19 protein-coding genes are annotated in these 21,272 nt (G+C 71.1%); 14 read left to right on the top strand and 5 right to left on the bottom strand.

Annotated features, from left to right (window positions below; translation table 11 throughout):
* Positions 1-17: 17 nt before the first annotated feature.
* Entirely contained in the window at positions 18-2,189 is a 2,172-nt protein-coding gene (gene malQ / locus OG866_RS28865; RefSeq protein WP_329339140.1) for a 4-alpha-glucanotransferase, read from the bottom strand.
* On the bottom strand, positions 2,190-2,399 hold the full coding sequence (locus tag OG866_RS28860) for a hypothetical protein (protein ID WP_329339137.1): 210 nt from the start codon (positions 2,397-2,399) through the stop codon (positions 2,190-2,192).
* A gap of 202 nt (positions 2,400-2,601) precedes the next feature.
* On the opposite strand from OG866_RS28860, the gene OG866_RS28855 reads away from it, so the two are divergent.
* Genes OG866_RS28855 through OG866_RS28845 form a run of 3 tightly spaced genes read left to right on the top strand, consistent with a single transcriptional unit; the run spans position 2,602 to position 5,206 of the window.
* Positions 2,602-3,135: a PadR family transcriptional regulator gene (locus OG866_RS28855; RefSeq protein ID WP_329339135.1), complete on the top strand. Its 534-nt coding sequence runs from the start codon at positions 2,602-2,604 to the stop codon at positions 3,133-3,135.
* A complete protein-coding gene (locus OG866_RS28850) occupies positions 3,132-3,818 on the top strand; it encodes an ABC transporter ATP-binding protein (RefSeq protein WP_329339133.1) in 687 nt (228 codons plus the stop codon). The genes OG866_RS28855 and OG866_RS28850 overlap by 4 nt, the downstream gene beginning before the upstream one ends.
* Complete coding sequence (locus tag OG866_RS28845; RefSeq protein WP_329339131.1) at positions 3,815-5,206, top strand: FtsX-like permease family protein; 1,392 nt, start codon at positions 3,815-3,817, stop codon at positions 5,204-5,206. Before OG866_RS28850 ends, OG866_RS28845 begins: the two co-directional genes overlap by 4 nt.
* Positions 5,207-5,290: 84 nt before the next feature.
* On the opposite strand, the gene OG866_RS28840 is transcribed toward OG866_RS28845, so the two are convergent.
* Positions 5,291-5,827, bottom strand: coding sequence for an HNH endonuclease (locus OG866_RS28840; protein WP_329339129.1), 537 nt, complete (start codon positions 5,825-5,827; stop codon positions 5,291-5,293).
* A gap of 292 nt (positions 5,828-6,119) precedes the next feature.
* Between OG866_RS28840 and OG866_RS28835 the strand changes: the two genes are divergently transcribed.
* The gene (locus OG866_RS28835) at positions 6,120-7,202 is read left to right on the top strand and encodes a mechanosensitive ion channel family protein (protein WP_329339127.1); all 1,083 of its coding nucleotides are present in this window, start codon (positions 6,120-6,122) and stop codon (positions 7,200-7,202) included.
* Positions 7,203-7,755: 553 nt separating this feature from the next.
* Here OG866_RS28835 and OG866_RS28830 read toward each other — a convergent pair.
* Complete coding sequence (locus OG866_RS28830) at positions 7,756-8,364, bottom strand: hypothetical protein (RefSeq protein ID WP_329339125.1); 609 nt, start codon at positions 8,362-8,364, stop codon at positions 7,756-7,758.
* Entirely contained in the window at positions 8,361-9,005 is a 645-nt protein-coding gene (locus OG866_RS28825) for a hypothetical protein (RefSeq protein WP_329339123.1), read from the bottom strand. The genes OG866_RS28830 and OG866_RS28825 overlap by 4 nt, the downstream gene beginning before the upstream one ends.
* Positions 9,006-9,267: 262 nt before the next feature.
* Between OG866_RS28825 and OG866_RS28820 the strand changes: the two genes are divergently transcribed.
* From OG866_RS28820 to OG866_RS28775, 10 genes are all read left to right on the top strand, one after another.
* Complete coding sequence (locus OG866_RS28820) at positions 9,268-10,101, top strand: hypothetical protein (RefSeq protein WP_329339122.1); 834 nt, start codon at positions 9,268-9,270, stop codon at positions 10,099-10,101.
* A gap of 219 nt (positions 10,102-10,320) precedes the next feature.
* Positions 10,321-11,514, top strand: coding sequence for an ROK family transcriptional regulator (locus OG866_RS28815; protein WP_329339120.1), 1,194 nt, complete (start codon positions 10,321-10,323; stop codon positions 11,512-11,514).
* Positions 11,515-11,556: 42 nt separating this feature from the next.
* Positions 11,557-12,891 (top strand): ABC transporter substrate-binding protein, encoded by a 1,335-nt coding sequence (locus tag OG866_RS28810; RefSeq protein WP_329339118.1) that lies wholly within the window; start codon positions 11,557-11,559, stop codon positions 12,889-12,891.
* A gap of 2 nt (positions 12,892-12,893) precedes the next feature.
* Positions 12,894-13,835, top strand: a complete 942-nt coding sequence (locus tag OG866_RS28805) for a carbohydrate ABC transporter permease (protein ID WP_329339116.1) — start codon at positions 12,894-12,896, stop codon at positions 13,833-13,835.
* Positions 13,836-13,838: 3 nt separating this feature from the next.
* Positions 13,839-14,732, top strand: coding sequence for a carbohydrate ABC transporter permease (locus OG866_RS28800; RefSeq protein WP_329339114.1), 894 nt, complete (start codon positions 13,839-13,841; stop codon positions 14,730-14,732).
* A gap of 7 nt (positions 14,733-14,739) precedes the next feature.
* Positions 14,740-16,005 carry a 6-phospho-beta-glucosidase gene (locus OG866_RS28795; protein ID WP_329339112.1) on the top strand — a complete coding sequence of 422 codons (1,266 nt, stop codon included), beginning with the start codon at positions 14,740-14,742 and terminating at the stop codon, positions 16,003-16,005.
* Positions 15,996-16,967, top strand: coding sequence for an N-acetylglucosamine kinase (locus OG866_RS28790; protein WP_329339110.1), 972 nt, complete (start codon positions 15,996-15,998; stop codon positions 16,965-16,967). Before OG866_RS28795 ends, OG866_RS28790 begins: the two co-directional genes overlap by 10 nt.
* A gap of 378 nt (positions 16,968-17,345) precedes the next feature.
* On the top strand, positions 17,346-18,767 hold the full coding sequence (locus OG866_RS28785; RefSeq protein WP_329344342.1) for a hypothetical protein: 1,422 nt from the start codon (positions 17,346-17,348) through the stop codon (positions 18,765-18,767).
* Between the two features lie 14 nt (positions 18,768-18,781).
* Positions 18,782-19,846, top strand: coding sequence for a glutamate ABC transporter substrate-binding protein (locus tag OG866_RS28780; RefSeq protein WP_329339108.1), 1,065 nt, complete (start codon positions 18,782-18,784; stop codon positions 19,844-19,846).
* A gap of 73 nt (positions 19,847-19,919) precedes the next feature.
* Complete coding sequence (locus OG866_RS28775; protein WP_329339106.1) at positions 19,920-21,254, top strand: hypothetical protein; 1,335 nt, start codon at positions 19,920-19,922, stop codon at positions 21,252-21,254.
* Positions 21,255-21,272 lie beyond the last annotated feature (18 nt).

The raw sequence follows: 21,272 nt of genomic DNA, 5'->3' as shown, positions 1-21,272 counted from the left end.
TCTCCCGGGCGCCCCCCTCAGCCCCTCTCCCGCAGCACCTCCACCAACGCGTACAACCGAGGCTCGCCCGCCAGTTCCTCCAGGGTCACCGCCCTGCCGTCCGCGTCCGCGATCGGCAGCCGCCAGTTCGGGTACTGGTCCCAGGTCCCGGGCAGATTCTGGGGTCGCCGGTCGCCGACCGTGTCCGGCAGCCACACCCCCACCAGCCGTGCCGGTGTCCGCAGCAGGAACCGGTGGACGGCCTGCACCTCGGCCTCCTCCGTCGACGTGCCGTGCCCGCCGCCCGTGCCGTGCAGCAGTCCCAGCCGGGCCAGCACCTCCAGCCACTCCCCGGTGTCGGCGGCGGCCTCGGCCCGTTCCTCGGCCAGTCCGCGCGTCAACAGCCCCAGCCGGTGCCGGAGTTCGACGTGGTCGCCGCTGAGCCGGGCGGCGGTGGACGGCAGGTCGTGGGTGGTGGCGGTGGCGAGGCAGTCGGCACGCCAGCGTTCGGGCGGCAGCGGGCGGCCGTCGCCCTCCCAGTCCCGTTCGAACCACAGCACCGACGTCCCGAGCACTCCGCGCTCGCGCAGCGTCTCGCGCACCCCGGGCTCCACGGTCCCGAGGTCCTCGCCGATGACCATCGCCCCGGCGCGCGAGGCCTCCAGCACCAGGATCGCGAGCATGGCCTCGGCGTCGTAGCGGACGTAGGTGCCTTCGGTGGGCGGCAGCCCCTGGGGCACCCACCACAGCCGGAACAGGCCCATCACATGGTCGATGCGCAGCGCGCCGGCATAGCGGAACAGGGCGCGCAGCAGGCGGCGGTACGGCGCGTAGCCGGACTCGGCGAGACGGTCGGGGCGCCAGGGCGGCAGCCCCCAGTCCTGGCCGCGCGCGTTGAAGGCGTCCGGCGGGGCGCCCACCGACATCCCGGCGGCGAAGTACTCCTGCTGCGCCCAGGCGTCGGCGCCCAGGGGGTGCACGCCGACCGCGAGGTCGTGGACGACGCCGACGGCCATCCCGGCGTCGCGGGCCGCGCGCTGGGTGGCGGCGAGCTGGGCGTCGGTGAGCCAGGCGAGTCTCGACCAGAAGTCGACGCGGTCCATCAACTCGGCGCGGGCGCGGGCGGTTTCGCCGGAGCGGGGGTCGCGCAGCGCGGCCGGCCAGGCGCTCCAGTCCGAGCCGTGCACCTCCGCCAGCGCGCACCAGGTGGCGTGGTCCTCCAGCGCCTCGCCCTCCTCGGCGAGGAAGTCGGCGTAGGCGGCCCGCCGACCGGGGCCGAGGGGCACCTCGTGGACGAGTTCCAGCGCCTCGCGCTTGAGTTCCCACACGGCGTCCCGGTCGATCAACGCCCCTTTCTCCAGCACCGCTTCGCGCAGCAGCGCGGCCCGTTCCGTCAGCGCGCGGACGCGGTCGCGGTCGGTGACGTACGGGTACTCGTCGACGTCCTCGACGCGCAGGTGCACGGGGTCGGGGAAGCGGCGGGAGGAGGGGCGGTAGGGCGAGGGATCGGTGGGGGCACCGGGCACAGCCGCGTGCAGCGGGTTGACCTGGATGAATCCGGCACCGAGCGCGCGGCCCGCCCAGGCGGTGAGTTCGCCGAGGTCACCGAGGTCGCCCATGCCCCAGGAGCGCCGGGACAGGAGGGAGTAGAGCTGGACGAGCAGTCCGTACGAGCGTCCGGTGGGGGTGGGGAGCCGTTCGGGGGCGACGACGAGGTGGGTCTGGGCGACCCGTCCGTCCGGCGCCGTGGCGGTCAGCCGGTGGACTCCGGGCGGGAGTTGCCCGGCCGAGGACCGTGTCTCGCCCTGCTCGGTCTCGATGTGCAGCCGGGTGCCGTCGGGGAGGGCGTCGAGCGCCGCGCACGGGCCACCGGCCCAGCGCACGACCGTGGGCGGCAGCAGTCGCGCGGCCAGCTCGCTCTCCCGTGCGGCGAGCGCCGCGGCGGGGTCGGTGGTGTCGACACCAAGGGCGGTGAGGGCCCGGGTGACAGCAGCTGCGGAGGCGGCCACCGTGCGGTCGGGGGCGGGGCTGTAGGAGGTGGCGACGCCGTGCAGCCCGGCAAGCCGGGAGAGCTCCTCGGAAGGCGGCCCGGAATCGGGCGCGGACGCCGGATCGGGCGCGGATCCGGAATCAGGCGAGGACCCGGGATCGGGCGGAGGCTCGGAGTCGAACGAGGGCCCGGAATCGGACGGGGGCTCGGCAGCGGTCATCTACAGCTCCGCATCGGCATCTGACTCGCTGGTCAGCGGGGCGGCGTCGGCCAGCGGCGGCTCGCTGGTCAGGGGCTCGGCGTCGGGCAGCGGCGGTTCGCTGGTCAGCGGGGTCTCGGCGCAGGCGCCCTCGGCGCTGAAGACGCAGAAATGCGCCTCGTCGGGTTTGGACAGGGCGGCCGGGAACAGGGGGCTGATCGGTGCGGCCACGGGGGCCTCCTTGGGGGTACGGCGGCGTGACGGGTCATCGCAGCCCTACCCAGCGGTCGCGGCGGCAGACGTGCGGAGGGGAAGAACGTGCTGTTCGTCATGTTCCGGCCCGCTTCCTCATCCGTCCACCGATCACGGTTGCGGCCACTCTCCACCCGATCACTATTCACTCAGTACATGTATCGAGTGCATAATGATCGCCATGAGCACCCGCCACATCCTGCTGGGGCTGCTCGCCTCGGGGCCGAGCCATGGCTACGACCTCAAGCGACGCCACGACGAACGTTTCCCGCAAGCCCGCCCCCTGGCCTACGGGCAGGTCTACACGACCCTTCAGCGCCTGGTCCGCGACGGTCTCGCCGAGCTCGACGCCACCGAGTCGGACGGCGGCCCGGAGCGTACGACGTACCGCTCGACGGCCGAGGGGCAACGTGAACTCGGCCGCTGGGCCGGGGAGATCGCCCCGCCCGCGCCCTTCGTGACCAACGAGATCTTCGCCAAGGTCGTCGTCTCGATCCTGGCCGGCGGCGACCCGGAGGCCTATCTGCGCGCCCAACGAGCCGCCCACATGGGCCGGATGCGGGAGCTGACGCAGCTGAAGACAGCCAAGGGCGCCGATCTCGCGACCGTCCTCTCGGCGGACTACGCCCTCAACCACCTTGACGCCGACCTCCGTTGGATGACCACCACGGCGGGCCGGCTGACCACTCTGACCGCGGAGGTCGAGACACCATGAGCACCACAGTGCCGCTTCTGGCGGCGCGCGATCTCGTGAAGACGCACGGCAGGACCGAGGCCCTGCGCGGCGCCTCCGTCGAGCTGCGGGCCGGCGAGATCCTGGCCGTCACCGGTGCCAGCGGCAGCGGGAAGTCGACGCTGCTGCACTGCCTCGCGGGCATCGTCCGCCCCGACGAGGGCTCGGTGAGCTACGCCGGGGACCGCCTCGACACCCTCCCGGAGAAGCGGCTGAGCGAGCTGCGGCGCACGGAGTTCGGGGTCGTCTTCCAGTTCGGGCAGCTGATCCCCGAGCTGACCGCCCTCGACAACGTGGCCCTGCCCCTGATGCTGGCCGGCACCACCCGCAAGGAGGCGTGGTCCCGCGCCGGGGAGTGGCTGGAGCGGTTCGGCGTACGGGGGCAGGAGGCGCTGCGCCCCGGCGAGATGAGCGGCGGCCAGGCCCAGCGGACCTCGCTGGCCCGGGCCCTGGTGACCGGCCCGCGCATCGTCTTCGCGGACGAGCCGACGGGCGCCCTGGACTCCCTGGCGAGCGAGCAGGTCATGACGGCGCTGGTCCACACGGCCCGCGAGCAGGGCACGGCCGTTCTGCTGATCACGCACGACGCTCAGGTGGCGGCGTACGCGGACCGCGAGGTCGGGCTCAACGACGGGACCGTGGTCCCGCAGGAGGTGCCGGCATGACGACGTACGCGAACCGCACCGCCGCTCATGCCGGACTGGGCACCGATCTGCGTCTCGCCTGGCTGCTCACCCGGGGTTCGGACCGCCGGGAGTGGTGGCGGGTCCTGCTCACCGCCGTCGGGGCGGCGCTGGCGACCGGGCTCGGGCTGGTGATCGCCGCGCTGCTGCCGCTGGAGGGGCAGCGCACCGTGCCGGTGGGCGGCGGGCTGCTCGACGAGCCCGGCACCCGGGTCGGTGTGGTCGCCGCGCTCCTGCTGCTGTTCATCCCGGTGGTCGGCTTCCTCGGCCAGTGCGCCCGGGTCGGTGCCGTGCACCGCGACCGACGCCTTGCCGCGCTGCGGCTCGCGGGGGCCACGCCCGCCCAGACGCGGCGGATCGCGGCGCTGGAGACGGGCCTGGCCTGTCTGGCGGGTTCGGCGGTGGCGACGGCGGTCTCCGTCCCGATGCTGCTCCGCGTCTGGCCGCACCCCGATCCGCTGACCTGGGCGGGCATCGCCGTGGTGGCCGCCGGTGTGCCGGTGCTGGGCGCGGCGGTGAGCGCGCTGGTGCTGCGCGGGCTGGTCGCCTCGCCGCTGGGGCGGATCCGGCGGGCGCGGCCCGCCGAGGGGCCCGGGCGGCTGTTCCGGGTGGCTACCACGGTCCTGGCACTGATGGTGGTGTACGTCCTGACGACGCCCTTCCACGAGGCGCCGTTCGAGTTCGCGCTCACGCCGCTCACGGTGTTCGCGGTGTGTCTGCTGGTGGGCGCGGTGGCGGTGTGGCTGACCGGCGCCTCGGCCCGGCAGCTCGGCGAGGGTCTGGCGGACCGCGCCAAGAGCCCGGCGGTGCTGATCGCGGCGGAACGGCTGCGCGACGACCCGTGGGCGGCGGCCCGTACCCATGCCGCGGTGCTGCTGGTGACGGTCGTCGGCTCGGGCTTCATGGGGGTACGGCAGGTGATGCTGTCGCTGCTGCGCGAGCGGGAGAACCACTACGCGGAGGGGATCGGCTACTACGAGAACGGCCTGAACCTCACGGGCCTCGCGGTCCTCGTCGCCCTCGCCCTGGTGCTCACCGCGCTCGCCGTCGGCACCGCCGAGTCCGTCGCCACCCGGCGCCGGGGCCTGGCCGCGCAGACCGCCAGCGGAGTGCCGTACTCGGTGCTGGCGAAGGCCACCCTGCTGGAGACGGCGATCCCGCTGGCCCCCGCGACCGTGCTGGCCGGGCTCGGCGGGATGACGATCGCGGCCTGGTACACCTCGGCCGCCTCCGAGCACGGGTCGCCGGAGGTGCCGTACCTGGCGCTGCTGGTCCCGGTGGCCGTGTACGCGGCGAGCCTGCTGGCCGCGGCCACCTCGCTGCCGCTGCTGAGACGCGGACTGCGCCCGGCGGAGCTGCGGTACGCGTAGGCACTGAGCTGCCCCGGGGGCACGGGGGACCCCCGGGGCGACACGCGGCGGCGGGCCGGGCCAACACAAAGGCCCGGATCGTGGTCAGGCAGAGATGCCGTCGATCCGGGCCATCGCGTCTTCCGCGCCGTACGGCTGCAAGTACGGCAGCCAGCGCGGGTCCCTGTGGCCGGTCCCGATGATGCGCCAGGCCAGGCCGGTGGGTGGAGCGGGTTTGTGGCGCAGCCGCCAGCCGATCTCGAACAGGTGTCGGTCGGCCTTCACGTGGTTGCAGCGGCGGCACGAGGCCACCACGTTGTCCCACACGTGCTTGCCCCCGCGGCTGCGCGGGATGACGTGGTCGACGCTGGTTGCGACGCCACCGCAGTACATGCACCGGCCCCCGTCGCGGGCGAAGAGCGCGCGCCGGGTAAGAGGAACGGGCCCCCGATAGGGAACCCGGACGAATCGCTTGAGCCGGACCACGCTTGGTGCGGGGACTGTGACGGTTGCGCTGTGCATGAAGGCGCCGGACTCCTCAAGGCAGACGGCCTTGTTTTCGAGCACGAGGATGAGCGCGCGGCGGAGCGGTACGACGCCCAGTGGCTCGTACGACGCGTTGAGGACCAGGACATGCGGCACGGATGCCTCCTTGGGCGTCGGCGGCGCGTGGCTTGCGCCGGGACGATCTGTAGTCAGTCTCCCCTCATGCCTGGTGGAAGCGCCACCATCTCCCGGTAACGGGCTGGGAGTGTTTTCGACCACACCTGCGACCACTGCTTTCAGCATCCCCAGGTGAGCACGGTCTCTCCCTCGAACATGGCGACGATCCACACACGATGCACCGTTAGTGTGGTGGGCCTGCCGCCCGGTGACCTTTCCGTGACCTTGCCCGTACGCCGGGCGGCGGACGCTGCACCTGGAGGTACCTGCCGTGTCCTTGCCCGCCGTCCTACTGGCCGCGACCGCGACCCCGTCGCCCTCTCCCTCGGAGAGCCAGACCGCGACCGTCCCCTCGCTCCAGGACGCCCAGGAGAGCGCGACGAACGCCGCGAGCTGGGTCGAGCAGAACTGGTCGACCTGGCTGGCGATCGGTCTGCGCGTGCTGCTGATCCTGGTGATAGCGGCGGTGCTGAGAGTCGCCGTACGGCGGGCGATCACCAAGCTGATAGACCGCATGAACCGCACGGTCCAGGCGGTCGACGGCACCGCGCTCGGCGGCCTGCTGGTCAATGTCGAGCGGCGCCGTCAGCGGTCCCAGGCGATCGGTTCGGTGCTGCGCTCGGTGGCCAGCTTCATCATCATGGGCACCGCGGCCCTGATGATCCTCGGCACCTTCGAGATCAACCTCGCCCCGCTGCTGGCCTCGGCCGGTGTGGCGGGCGTGGCGATCGGCTTCGGCGCCCGCAACCTGGTCACGGACTTCCTCTCCGGCGTCTTCATGATCCTGGAGGACCAGTACGGCGTGGGCGACACGATCGACGCGGGAGTGGCGTCGGGCGAAGTGATCGAGGTGGGCCTGCGCGTCACGAAGCTGCGCGGCGACAACGGCGAGATCTGGTACGTCCGCAACGGCGAGGTCAAGCGCATCGGCAACCTCTCCCAGGGCTGGGCCACGGCCGGCGTCGACGTGACGGTCCGCTCGGACGAGGACCTGGACAAGGTCAAGGCGACGATCGACGAGGTCGCCGAGCGCATGAGCAAGGAAGAGCCCTGGAACGAGCTCCTGTGGGGCCCGATCGAGGTCCTGGGCCTGGACAGCGTCCTCCTGGACTCGATGATCGTGCGCGTCTCGGCCAAGACGATGCCGGGCAAGGCCCTCACCGTGGAGCGCGAACTCCGCTGGCGCGTCAAGCGGGCCTTCGACGCCGCGGACATCGACATCGTCGGCGGCCCGGCCGTCGCAGCCGACCCCGAGCCCGTATCCGACCCCACCGCCGGCATGGCGGCCCCATCGGCCTACTCCAACACCGCCTCCCCCCAGGCCCAGGCAGCAACACCGCTCACCCAGAAGTAGCGGGTACGAGAAGGGCGGCGCCGTGGGCTGATCCCGGCGCCACCTTCTGGCGTTCCGCGAGGGAAGCGCCGGCGGAGGTCATTCTGTGAGGGGGCGCCGGCGGAGGTCATCGCGCGAGGGGGACGTCGGGGGAGGCCATTCCACGACGGGGACATCGGCGGAGGTCATTCCACGACGGGGGCGCCAGCGGAGCCCATTCCACGACGGGGGACGTCGGGGGAGGCCATTCCACGACGGGGGCGCCAGCGGAGCCCATTCCACGACGGGGGACATCGGCGGAGGCCATTCCACGACGGGGGCGCCCGGCTGAGAACGAGCGCCACGACACTCGCCGCCAACAGCAGCGTCACCGCATACTCCGGGCCGCCGAGGACCGGCCCCGCCGGCGGCGCCAGCCCCACCAGCCCGAGACACACCGCCCACACCCCCTTCCACCGAGGCCGGGGCACCGCCGAGGACCGGCGCGGCCATCGGCCCGTCACCACGGTGAAGGCTCCCAGCGCTACCAGCGCGCACCCCACGGCGATCACGGTCCCGTCGTACACCTCGCCGATCACCCGCCCGCCCCCGTCAGCTCCAGCTCCCCCGCGACCTGGCACACCGCGACGAACGCCGTGCCCCTGCGCAGGCCGGCCACCCCGAGGTGTCCCTCGCCGTCGCGGAGGTCGACGAGGACCGTGCCGGTGGCCGGGTCGAAGGCCAGGGAGCCGTACACCGAGTGGTCCGACCGTCCCGGGCGCCACCGGAAGCAGACCTGCTCCTGTCCCGTCTCCTGCCCCTTCTCCTGACCCTTCTCCTGCCCCTCCTCCTGTCCCTTCTCGGTGGCCAGGAAGGCGCGCTCGGCGGAGGCCAGCCGCTCCCGCGTCCGCTCCGGCCAGCCGTCCGAGACGTCCGCCGCGCGCAGCAGATGCCGCTGCCGGTCGTCCAGGACCGCCGCGGAGAACGTGAGTCCGGCCGTCCGCGACCGGCGTCTGAGCCACCACCACGCCAGCGCCGCCCAGACGAGGCCGACGGTGCCCCACGCCAGGACCGCGGTCGCCGCCTCCTGGCCCAGGTTGCCCCAGGTGAACCCGTCGTCCACGAGCCCGGCGAGCAGCTGGACCACCATCAGCGGCGACTGGACGGCCACGGCCGCCCGCCAGCACGCCATGAGCAGCTTCACGGTCCGTCTCCGCAGGCGAGTTCATAGGCCTCCGCGACCCACGGCTCGTCCGAGCCGTGCTCGGTGGGGTCGTAGCCGCACGCCAGTGAGGTGCTGAGGGTGCCGGGGAGATAGGTGGAGACACTGCCGTAGACGCGTGTACGGGTGCCGTCGGGGCAGTCCGCCGTGAAGCTGGCGTCCACGGCCCGGACCGCCTGCGCTGTCGCGAAGACGCCGGCGCCGTGGAAGTCGATGCGGTCGGCCTCCTCCGCGTCGGCGGACGTGGTGCCCGGCTTCGCCAGCTCCGACGCGGACCAGTGCTTCAGCTGCTTCGCGAGCGAGGCGTAGAGCCGCCGGGTGGACGGACCCTCGCCGCTCACCTCGATCCGCGGCTCCAACTCCCGCAGCCGCGCGGGCGTGATGGTCACCCACCCGTCGTCCTGCCCGACCTCGACCGGCCGGGACACCGCGATGAGCGTCGGTTCCCTGGTGACCCGCCCCCATCGGATCTCCCCACCCGCACACCCCGCCGGCGAAGCCTTGACCGTCGTACGTGCCACGGCCGTCGAGTCGTCGCCGCCCACCCGGCATCCGCTCACGCCGAGAGCGACGGCCGCGCACCACAGCACCGCGGGCACGGCACGTCGAGCCGAGTTGTTCACAGGGTTCCCCTCCCCTTCGTGTTCCGCAGCCGGATGAAAGAGCAGGAACCTGTGAAGCAACACCCCCTACCTGCGAAAAGGCGTGATCGTGATGAACTCGTGACGGCTCCGGGACCGGGCCCGCACCCCGCGCCGGAATTAATGATGTTCACACCCCGCCCGCATTCCCTCCACGCCACCTCCCGTCTAGGTTCGAGCCGTCAGCGGGCCCTTGTTCTGGAGCGCAACGCCCAGGGGCCCGCTTCCGAATGTGGGGAAACACATGAGAAAGCTCGCCATCGGCGCCGCCGTGACCGGCGCCCTGGCTCTGTCCGCGCTGGCCGTGCCCGCCGCACAGGCCGCCACGCCGGACCTCGTCTTCGCGGACGTGACCGTCAACAACGGCAAGGCGATCACCGTCGGCACCACGAAGGAGGTGCAGGTCCCGGTGACGTACACCCTGACCCGCCCCTCCGACCTGACGATCGACTACGAGAACAACGCCGCCGGCATCATGATCTACCGCGGCGGCCTCGCGAACTCCGACAACGTGATCGAGGGCTCCTTCTCGCCGACCTGCACCACCACGTCGACGACGGACACCACGGTCACGGAGTCCTGCTCCGACACCTTCAGCATCGACCCGGAGTACGACCTCTTCGAGGCCGCGGACGCCACCACCTGGACGGTCGGCGGCTTCTACGGCCAGATGAACGCGGACGACGACGACTCGGACGACCACATCAGCCTCGAGTACGGCTACGCGGCCTGGGGCAACAAGGGCAGCGTCCAGCTCAAGCGCGCCGCCAAGGTCACCGTCAACGCCTCGCCGGAGCCGGTGAAGAAGGGCAGGACCATCACGGTCAGCGGCAAGCTGACCCGGGCCAACTGGTGGACCGGCTCCTACTCCGCCTACACCTCGCAGAAGGCCACGCTCCAGTTCCGCGCCAAGGGCTCGGACACCTACAGCACCGTCAAGACGGTGACGTCCTCGACCACCGGCGCCCTCAAGACGACGGTGACGGCCACCAAGGACGGCTACTACCGCTACACCTTCGCGGGCACGACCACGACGGCGTCGGCGAAGGCGACCGGCGACTACATAGACGTGCAGTAGGCGTCACAGCCCCCTTCACAACCCCTCCCTCCCCGCCCACCGCCCCCGCAGGTAACGACTCCGTTTCCTGCGGGGGCGGTTTGTTCTGCGCCTCTTGACTCCCCCACGGTCCAGACCTATGTTCCTCGCATCCGATAGGAAACCTTCCTAACAGTCATGGTCCGTAAAGTCTGCTGTCCGTAGAGTCCACTGCGGAACAGTCCCGGGAGAGGGGTACACATGGCCGGCACCCCGCGCACACTCCGCGCGATGAACGACCGTGCCGCCCTCGACCTCCTGCTGGAGCACGGGCAGCTGTCCCGCACCCGGATCGGCAAGCTCACCGGCCTGTCCAAGCCGACCGCGTCCCAGCTGCTGGCCCGGCTGGAAGCCGCCGGACTGGTACTGGCCGGCGGCACCACCGAGGGCAGGCCCGGCCCCAACGCCCAGCTGTACGAGGTGAATCCGGCCGCCGCCCACGCGGCCGGCCTCGACGTCACCCCCGAACGTGTCCTCGCCGCCGTCGCCGACATCACCGGCCGCACCGTGGGTTCGTACGAACTGCCCACCCCCGGCAGGCGGACCGGCACCCCGGTCGTGCAGCAGGTCACCGACGCCCTCGACGGCGCCGCCAAGGCAGCGGGCCTGGCCCGTGCCGACGTGCATCGCCTCGTCATCGGCACCCCCGGCGCCTTCGACCCCAACACCGGCCGACTGCGCTACGCCTCCCACCTCCCCGGCTGGCACACCCCGGCCCTCCTCGACGAGATCGCCGCCGCGCTGCCGATGCCGGTGGAGTACGAGAACGACGTCAACCTCGTCGCCGTGGCCGAGCAGCGGCTCGGCGCGGCCCGCGGCCACGACGACTTCGTCCTGCTGTGGAACGAGGGCGGTCTCGGCGCCGCGCTCGTCCTCGGCGGCCGGCTGCACCGCGGCTGGACCGGCGGCGCGGGCGAGGTCGGCTTCCTGCCGGTGCCGGGCACCCCGCTGGTACGGCAGGTCACCAAGGCCAACAGCGGCGGCTACCAGGAGCTGGCCGGTTCCCAGGCCATCCCCCGGCTCGCCCGCGAACTCGGCGTCGACGACATCCCGAACGGCCCGTACGCCGAGGTCGCCGCCGCCCTCGTCGCCCGCGCCGCAACCTCCGAAGACCCCGCCCACCAACAGCTGTTGGAGACGTACGCGACCCGCCTCGCCACCGGTCTGGCCTCGCTCGTCTCCGTCCTCGACCCGGAACTCGTCGTCCTGAGCGGCGCTTCCCTCACCGCCGGCGGCGAGCCGCTGCGCTCACTCGTCCAGTCCGAACTGGAGGAGCTGGCCGCGGCCCGCCCCCACCTCGTCGTCGGCGACGTATCCGAACAGCCCGTGCTGCGCGGCGCGTTGGAGAGCGCGCTGGCGGCCACCCGCGATGAGGTCTTCGACACCTCGCGCTGAACCCTCCTCCCATCCCCTTCCCCGCCCCAGGGAGACTTCGCCATGCCCAAGCGTGCCCGAACAACGGCATTTGCCCTGCTTTCCTCCATCGCCCTCCTGACCACGGCAGCCTGTACCGGCCAGTCCACCTCCGGTGCCGACGACGACGCCTCCGCCGAGACGACGATCAACTTCTGGCACGCGTGGAGCGCGCCGAACGAGGTGAAGGCGGTCAAGTCCCTGATCGCCGGCTTCGAGAAGGCGCATCCCAACATCCACGTGAACGTCGTCGGCAACATGACGGACGACAAGATCAACCAGGCGCTGCGCGCGGGCGGTTCCAAGGCACCCGACGTGATGTCGTCCTTCACCACCAACGCCGTCGGCAAGTTCTGCTCCTCCGGCGCCCTGGTCGACCTCAACCCGTTCTTCGAGAAGGCGGACATCGACCCGGCCAAGACCTTCCCGACGGCGATGAACGAGTACACCCAGTTCGAGGGCGACCGCTGCACGGCGCCCCTGCTCGGTGACGCGTACGGCCTCTACTACAACAAGACCGCGTTCGAGAAGGCCGGCATCACCGCTCCGCCGAAGACCTGGTCCGAATTCGAGGCCGATGCCAAGAAGTTGACGATCCCTCAGGGCGACAGCTTCAAGCAGCTCGGCTTCATGCCGAACTATCACGGCTGGGAGACCACGACAGAGCACTACATGGGCCAGTTCTCCCCGACGTACTTCGACAAGGCAGGCAAGTCGACGGTCGCCACGGATCCGGCGGTCGCCGCCGCGTTCACCACGCAGAAGAAGCTGGTCGACGAACTCGGCGGCTACCAGAAGCTGGAGAAGTACCGCTCCAAGCTGGGCGACGAGTGGGGCCCCAAGCACCCCTTCCACACCGGCCAGGTGGCCATGCAGCTCGACGGTGAATGGCGCCTCGGCATGGCCCTGGAGGCCAAGCCCGGCTTCGAGATCGGGGTGGCCCCGCTGCCCGTCCCCGACGACCAGGCGGACCAGTACGGCAAGGGCTACATCACCGGCACGATCACCGGCATCGCCGCCACCAGCAAGAAGCAGAACGCGGCCTGGGAGCTGGTCAAGTACATCACCACGGACACGGACGCGGTGGTGGGCTTCTCCAACGCCATCCACAACGTGCCCTCCACGCTGGACGCCCTGAAGTCCCCGAAGCTGAAGTACGACCCGCGCTTCAAGACCTTCCTGGACATCGCGGCGAACCCGGACTCCACGACGAGCCCCGCCTCCCTCAACGGCGGCGTGTACCTCTCCACGATCCAGAACCTGGGCTACGACTACGAGAGCGGCCGGACCAAGGACCTCAAGGCCGGTCTCACCGCCGCGGCCCAGCAGATCGACACGGACATCGCGCAGGCGAAGTAGCCATGAGCACCGTCACGTTGGCGTCGAAACGCCGCCGAGCGGCCCTCCGTACGGCCGCCTTCATGTCCCCCTGGCTGATCGGTTTCACGGTCTTCTTCGCGTACCCGATGATCTCGACGCTCTACTTCTCCTTCATGCACTACGACGGCTTCAAGCCGCCGACCTGGAGCGGGACGAAGAACTGGACCTACGTCTTCGAGAGCTACCCCTACTTCTGGCCCGCGCTGCGCAACACCCTGTGGCTGGTGGTGATCACGGTGACCCTGCGGGTCCTGTTCGGACTCGGCATCGGTCTCCTCATCACCAAGATCAAGACCGGCGCAGGTGTCTTCCGCACCCTCTTCTACCTGCCCTACCTCGCCCCGCCGGTCGCGGCCACGATGGCCTTCGCCTTCCTCTTCAACCCCGGGACCGGCCCGGTCAACTCGATCCTGGAGAAGGTCGGCATCCCGGCCCCGGGCTGGTTCAACGACCCCAGCTGGTCCAAGCCGGCCCTCACCCTCCTCTTCCTGTGGGGCGTGGGCGACCTGATGGTCATCTTCATGGCCGCGCTGCTCGACGTACCGAAGGAGCAGTACGAGGCGGCCGAGCTGGACGGGGCGTCGGCGTGGCAGCGCTTCCGCTACGTCACCATCCCCAACATCTCGCCGATCATCATGTTCGCGGTGGTCACCGGGGTGATCGCGGCGATGCAGTGCTACACCCAGCCGCTGGTCGCCGGGAAGGTCGCCTCGGGGGTGATCCAGGGCGCGGGCACCTTGTTCGAGCCCGGCTACCCGGAGAAGTCGACCCTGACGCTCCCCCAACTCATCTACAACCTGGGCTTCCAGCGCTTCGACTACGGCTCGGCCTGTGTGGTCGCCCTCGTCCTCTTCGCCCTCTCCATGGCCTTCACCGCGTTCCTGATGCGGCGCCGCGGCGGTCTCATCCAGGCAGGTGACTGACAGATGACCCAAGTAATGGACCGGCCGGTGGAGTTGAAGGAGCCGGCCTCCCCCGCCGCACGCACGGCCCGCCGCAAAGCGCTCCTGGAATGGATAGCGATCCACTCCCTCGGCATCGCCGCGGCCCTGTTCTTCACGCTCCCCTTCGTGTTCGTCTTCCTGACCTCGCTCATGAGCGACGACCAGGCCCTGAGCCGCGACCTGATCCCGCACACCTGGGAGTGGTCCAACTACCAGAAGGTCTTCGACACCCCGGGCTTCCTGACCTGGTGGAAGAACACGCTGCTCTACGCCGGCGCCGGCACCGTCCTCGTCGTCGTGTCGTCGATCCCCGTGGCGTACGCGCTCGCCAAGTTCCGCTTCCGGGGCCGCAACCTCTCCCTGATGCTGGTGATCTCGATGATGATGCTGCCGCCCCAGGTGGTCGTCATCCCGATGTACCTGTTCTGGGCCAAGCAGTTGGACCTCTCGGGCACCCTGTGGCCGCTGATCATCCCGCTGGCGTTCGGCGACGCGTTCTCCATCTTCCTGCTCCGCCAGTTCCTGATGACGATCCCCAACGAGTACCTCGACGCGGCGAAGGTGGACGGCTGCGGAGATCTGCGCACCCTGCTGAAGGTCGTCCTCCCCATGGCGAAGCCCGGTATCGCCGCGGTGGCCCTCTTCCAGTTCTTCAACGCCTGGAACGACTACTTCGGCCCCCAGATCTACACCTCCGAGAACCCCGGTGCCTGGACCCTCAGCTACGGCCTGGAGTCCTTCAAGGGCGCCCACCACACCGACTGGAACCTGACCATGGCCGCGACCGTGCTGGTCATGGCCCCCGTGATCCTCGTGTTCTTCTTCGCACAGAAGGCGTTCGTGGAGGGTGTCACGCTCACCGGAGTAAAGGGTTGAACACCGAATGAAACTCACCGTGGTCGGCGGAGGCTCGACCTACACCCCCGAACTCATCGACGGCTTCGCCCGTCTGCGGGACACCCTGCCCCTCCAGGACCTGGTCCTGATGGACCCGTCCACCGAACGCCTGGACCTCATGGGCCCCCTGGCCCGCCGCATCTTCGCGCGCCAGGGCCACCCGGGCCGCATCACGACCACCTCCGACCTCGACGCGGCCGTGGAGGGCGCCGACGCGGTGCTGCTCCAACTCCGTGTGGGCGGCCAGGCGGCCCGGCAACAGGACGAGACCTGGCCCCTGGAGTGCGGCTGCGTGGGCCAGGAGACCACAGGAGCGGGCGGTCTCGCCAAAGCCCTCCGCACGGTCCCCGTGGTCCTGGACATAGCGGAACGGGTCCGCCGCACCAACCCCGACGCCTGGCTGATCGACTTCACCAACCCGGTGGGCATCGTCACCCGGGCCCTCCTCCAGGCGGGCCACAAGGCGGTGGGCCTGTGCAACGTGGCGATCGGCTTCCAGCGCAGGTTCGCAGCCCTCCTGGACGTCGCACCGTCCGAAATCCACCTGGATCACGTGGGCCTCAACCACCTCACCTGGGAGACCGGGGTACGGCTCGGCGGCCCCGACGGCAAGGACGTCCTGCCCGAACTCCTCGCGGAGCACGGCGAGTCGATCGCCACCGACCTGCACCTGCCCCCCACCCTGCTCAACCGGCTCGGCGTGGTCCCCTCCTACTACCTGCGCTACTTCTACGCGCACGACGAGGTCGTACGGGAACTGCGCACCAAACCGTCCAGGGCCGCCGAAGTAGCGGCGATGGAACAGGAACTGCTGAACCTGTACGGCGATCCCACCCTGGACGAGAAGCCGGCCCTGCTCGCCCGACGCGGCGGCGCCTACTACTCGGAGGCGGCCGTGGACCTGGCGGCGGCACTGCTGAGCGGAGGGGGAAGCCCGTACCAGGTGGTGAACACGCTCAACCAAGGCACACTGCCCTTCCTGCCCGACGACGCCGTGATCGAGATCCAGGCGGCGGTGGACCGGAACGGCCCCCGCCCCCTCCCTACGGCCCCCATGGACCCGCTGTTCTCGGGGCTGACGGCGCACGTCACCACTTATGAGGGCCTCGCCCTGGAGGCGGCCCTGCACGGCGGCCGGGACCGCGTCTTCAAGGCCCTCCTCGCCCACCCCCTGATCGCCCAGTACGAGCACGCCGAGGCCCTCACCGACCGGCTGATCGCACACAACCGGGAGCACCTCGCGTGGGCATGACGGCACGTGTCCTCGCGATAGACGCGGGCAACAGCAAGACGGACGTAGCCGTCCTGGCCCCCGACGGAACGGTCCTGTCCACCGCCAGAGGCGGCGGCTTCCGCCCCCACACCAGGGGCGTCGAGCCGGCACTGGACACCGTGGCCGCATCGGTGACCGAGGCCTTCACGGCGGCCGGAGTCACCACGGCGGACCACATCTCGGCCTGCTTCGCCAACGCCGACCTCCCGGTGGAGGAGGAACAGCTGGCGGCGGCGCTGCACGCGCGCGCGTGGGGCGCGAGCGTCAAGGTCCGCAACGACACCTTCGCGATCCTGCGGGCCGGGGTCACCGAACCGCGCGGGGTCGCCGTGGTGTGCGGCGCGGGCATCAACTGCGTCGGCATGCGCCCCGACGGGCGTACCGCCCGTTTTCCCGCGCTCGGCCGGATCTCCGGCGACTGGGGCGGCGGCTGGGGCCTCGCCGAGGAGGCCCTGTGGCACGCGGCACGCGCGGAGGACGGCCGGGGCGTCGACACCGACCTCGCGCGCGTGCTCCCCGCTCACTTCGGGCTCCCCTCCATGTACGCCCTCATAGAGGCCCTGCACCTGGAGCGCATCGCACCGTCCCGCCGCCACGAACTCACCCCGGTGCTCTTCACCACGGCCGCCGCCGGCGACCCCGTGTCCCGCTCCCTCATCGACCGCCTGGCCGACGAGGTGGTGTCCATGGCGACGGTGGCCCTGACCCGCCTGGACCTGCTGAACGAGGAGACACCGGTCCTCCTGGGAGGCGGAGTCCTGGCAGCCGGCCATCCCCAACTGGACACCGGGATACGCAACTTGCTGTCCGCCCGCGCACCAAAAGCCGTACCCCAAGTGGTCACGGCAAGCCCGGTACTGGGCGCGGCACTCCTGGGCCTGGACGACGTAAAGGCCCCCACAGCGGCCCAGGCAAGAACAAGACAGCACTACGAACCCTGAACCGGCGGTTGGCGCGTCAACACGGGCGCCCTCTATAGGTGACCGATTCCGCGCCGTTCCGAGGACGTACACCCCCCGGCGCGTCCCCGACCCCCACCCGGCCGCCCGCGAAACGCACGCCCCCGCCGCCCCGCAGCTCTCGAACCGGGAACCGAACAGATTCCCGCCGCGTGTGATTGGGCAGGGGGTGTGCGGGGCGCTACGTTATGCCGGATTTCCGGCACCCACGCTGCGATCCGATCAAGATCCAGTGAAGGCCGGTGCGCATTGTCGGTCCCGGCAGCGATACTTGCGGCGACAGATGACCATGGGGGAGGTCAACCAGTGACACACCCGCCGAAAAGCAGCGCGGCACCACCGAGCACCGGCATGCCCACCATGCCGGCCGTACCACCGCAACCGGCCCCGCGGGCGAACGGCACCCCCACCCCTGCCGCCGCCCCGCCCACCACGCCCGTCCCCGAGGAACCCCGCCGCACCGCGTTCGCGGAGGGCGTCGACCGCCTGCGCCACGCGGCCACCACCGAACCCGGCCGGCTCCGCATCATCGGCGCGTTCCTCGCCGCTCTCGTCATCGCGTTCGGCGCCGTCACGGCCTGGCAGACAGCGGACCGCGCCGCCGCGGCCGACGACGTCCTGCACAAGAGCCAGCCGCTCAGCAGCGCCGCCGCCGACATCTACCGCAGCCTCGCCGACGCCAACACCGCCGCCTCCAGCGGCTTCCTCGCCGGCGGCCAGGAGACGGCGACCTCCCGCGAGGTCTACGAGGAGGACATCGACAAGGCGGCCTCCGGTCTCGTCAAGGCCGCGGCGAACTCGGACCCCGACTCCCCGGCCGCGGCGACGGTCGCGAAGCTCAACCGTCTGCTCCCGGAGTACAAGGGCCTGGTGGAGCGCGCCCGCACCTACAACCGCCAGGGCTTCCCGGTCGGCGGCGCGTACCTGCGCTACGCCAACGACAAGATGCAGCACGACATGCTCCCGGCGGCGGAGGACCTCTACACGAGCGAGAACGAACGCCTGCGCGCCGACTACGACGACGCGACGCCGTACCCGTGGGCGGCGATAGCGCTGGGCGTCCTGGCGCTCGCCGCCCTCGCCTGGGCCCAGCACCGCAACTACCGCCGTACGAACCGGCTCCTGAACCACGGCCTGGTGGCGGCGACCGCGACGGCGACGGTCGTGCTGCTGTGGCTGGTCGTGGGCCATACCGTCGCGCGCGCGGGCCTGAACGACTCCTACGACCACGGCGTCCGCTCCCTCAACGTCCTGCACGACGCCCGCATCGCGTCCCTCAAGGCCCGGGGCAACGAGAACCTCACGTTGGTCGCGCGCGGCGCGGAGACGGTGACGGTGACGAACGCGAAGGGCGAGAAAGAAGTCAAGGACGCGTACGACAACACGTTCCAGCAGAACATGAAGACGCTCGGCGCGGGCCTCGCCGAGGCGGCGAAGCTGGCCGACGACAGCTCCGGCGAGAAGCCGGTCACCGCGGCGGAGGGCAATATGGCGGAGTGGCAGAAGCGCCACACCGCGGCCCGTGACGAGGACGACCACGGCAACTACGAGGCGGCGCTGAACCGGGTCATCGGCCCCGAGAACGCGACGGGCGAGTGCTTCGACAGCGTCGACGACAATCTCGCCAAGGCGATCGCGCACGAGGAGTCCGAGTTCGAGCAGGCGGCCGGCGACGGCCTGGACGCGATGACGGGCCTGACCGTGGGCGCGGCGGTGCTCGCCGTCCTGGGCGCGGCCGGCGCGGTGCTTGGCATCGGCCGCAGGCTGTCGGAGTACCGGTGAGAGGGGGCGTGACGATGAACGTACGACGTCTGCGGGCCGGTCTGCGGGGCTGGGGCGGTGTGGCCGCGATGGCGGTGGTCTGCGTCCTCGCGCTCGCGTTCGTGCTGCTGCTGCCGCTGACGCAGTCGAAGGGCGCCGACGGCAGCGCGACCGGCGGTCCCGGCGTGGCCCACGGCAGCCAGGCGCGGGCCGAGGACGACCCGTGTCAGGATCCGCAGATCGCGAAGGCCCCGGAGAAGCAGACGCTGTCCCCGTCGGGCGCGGACGGCGACACCATCAAGAAGATCAAGGCCCGCGAGGGCGACGCGCGCAAGCTGATCGTCGGCGTGGACCAGAACAGCTACCGCTGGGGCTACCGCAACCCGAACGCGGGCACCAGCGGAACGCTGGAGGGCTTCGACATCGACCTGGTGCACCGGATCGCCGCCGAGATACTCGGTGACCCGAACGCGGTGCTGTTCAAGGCGATCCCCACCAACCAGCGCATCCCCGCGCTCCAGGAGGGCCGGGTCGACATGGTGGTGCGCACGATGACCATCAACTGCGCGCGGCTGGGCCAGGTCGCGTTCTCCGCCCCGTACTTCAAGACCGGCCAGCAGGTCCTCGCCCCCAAGTCCTCGACGATCAAGGGGTACGACGACACGCTCGCTGGCAAGAGGATCTGCACGGCGGAGGGTTCGACGGCCAACACCAAGCTGACGGACGACCAGAAGGCGGGCACGCTCACCGCGAAGGCGAAGATCGTCAAGCCGGTGCCCAACCAGCTGGACTGCCTGGTACGGCTCCAACTCGGTGAGGTGGACGCCGTGGTGACGGACGGCGCGCTCGCCGCGAGCCAGGCGGCCCAGGACCCGACGGTCCAGCTGAAGGGCGACCCGTTCACGACCGAGTACTACGGCGTGGCGATGAACCTGAAGGCGGACGATCTGGTACGCCGGGTCAACCAGATCCTGGCGGACTACCGCAAGGACACCGCGGACGGCTGGCAGACGTCGTACGACAAGTGGCTGTCGGCGACACTGGACAAGGACGCCACGAAGTCGGAGCCGCCGGCACCGGAGTACCTCCGCAAGAGCTGAGCGGGACACCACCAGGCACCCTGAACGGCGAGCAACCACCCCCAACAACCAGACCAGCAGCGAGAGGTGATCGATGGGCGTCACGGGACCCCCCGGGCCGGTGATGGACCGGGACGAGGTGGACCGTGCGCTGGCGCGGCTCGGCGCGGAGTACGAGGCGATCGAGACCTCGCTCCTCGCCTTGCAGGACCACTCCGGCCGCAGGCTCCTGGAGGGCGCCGCGCTCACGGGCGTCACCAGGGAGCGCTGGACGGCCGCGGAGGCGTCGATCACGCTGCTGTGGGCGTACTTCGACGCGTACACGGACGCGTTGCGCAGCGCCCGGGAGATCAGGTCGCGGCGCCGCTGGTCCAGCCGTGAGGACCTGGTGGAGCTGACGGAGCTGCTGCGCGGCTCGTCGGTGACGGTGGCGGGCAGCGCTACGGCGACGGCCAACGCGCCGACGCTGCACGGGAATTCGGGCAAGCTCAGCGAGCAGTTCAGCCTCGCCGCGCTCGTCGACCGGATGAACGAGCTGTACGCGACCTCGCTCGACATGGTCGTCGCCGCCGATGCCGTCTGGTCGGCGCTGCCCGCGCGGATAGATTTACTGGCCGCGGAGCTCCAGCGCACCCGTAAGCTCGCGCACTCGGTGGGCGTCCGCCCGGGCGAGCACCCGGCGGGCGACGACCTGGAGCGCATCACCCGCACACTGACGACCCTGCGCGAGCAGGTGGTGTCCGACCCGCTGGCCTACTGGAACCCGACCCCGGGCAGCTCGGCACCGGGCGGCGGGCGTCCCGACACCACGGTGTACGACCGGGAGGCGCGCGCCCTGGAGGACGTACGCCGGGAGATCGACGCGGTGCTGACGGTGCGTCAGGACGCGGAGCAGCGGCTGGTCCGGCTCCGGGACGTGCTCTCCCGCGCGGACCGCACGCTCGCCGAGGCCCGTACCGCGCGCGGCGAGGTGCTGGCGAAGATCGCGGCCACCGAGGTGCCGGTCGTCAGCGGTCCGCCGACCGTGCTTCAGGAGCAGCTGGCGACGGCCGCCGAGTACCGCAGACACGCCCAGTGGCACCGCCTGTCCCCGCTCCTGGAGTCCCTGGAGCAGAAGGCGGAGGACGAACTGCTGCGCGCCCGCGAGTCGTTGACCGCGGTCACCCAGCCGCTGGCGGTCCGCGCGGAGCTGCGCGGCCGCCTCGACGCGTACAAGGCGAAGGTCGCCCGGCACGGGCTCGCCGAGGACCCGTTCCTGATCGAGCGGTACGACGCGGCGCGCCGCATGCTGTGGAGCGCGCCCTGTGATCTGCGCGTCGCGGAACAGGCCGTGCTGCGCTACCAGCACGCGGCCGCCGAGCTGCTGCGCGCCCCGCGGGTGCCGGAGCAGAGCGGTCCGGAGGACCGTAGGGGGGAGGCCCAGTCATGAGTCAGGCAGCACAGCAGA

Origin of the sequence: Streptomyces sp. NBC_00663, from assembly GCF_036226885.1 — a bacterium.
Lineage (GTDB): Bacteria > Actinomycetota > Actinomycetes > Streptomycetales > Streptomycetaceae > Streptomyces.
The sequence above is the reverse complement of the archived record's forward strand: the minus strand, read 5'-3'. Positions and strand labels throughout refer to the sequence as shown.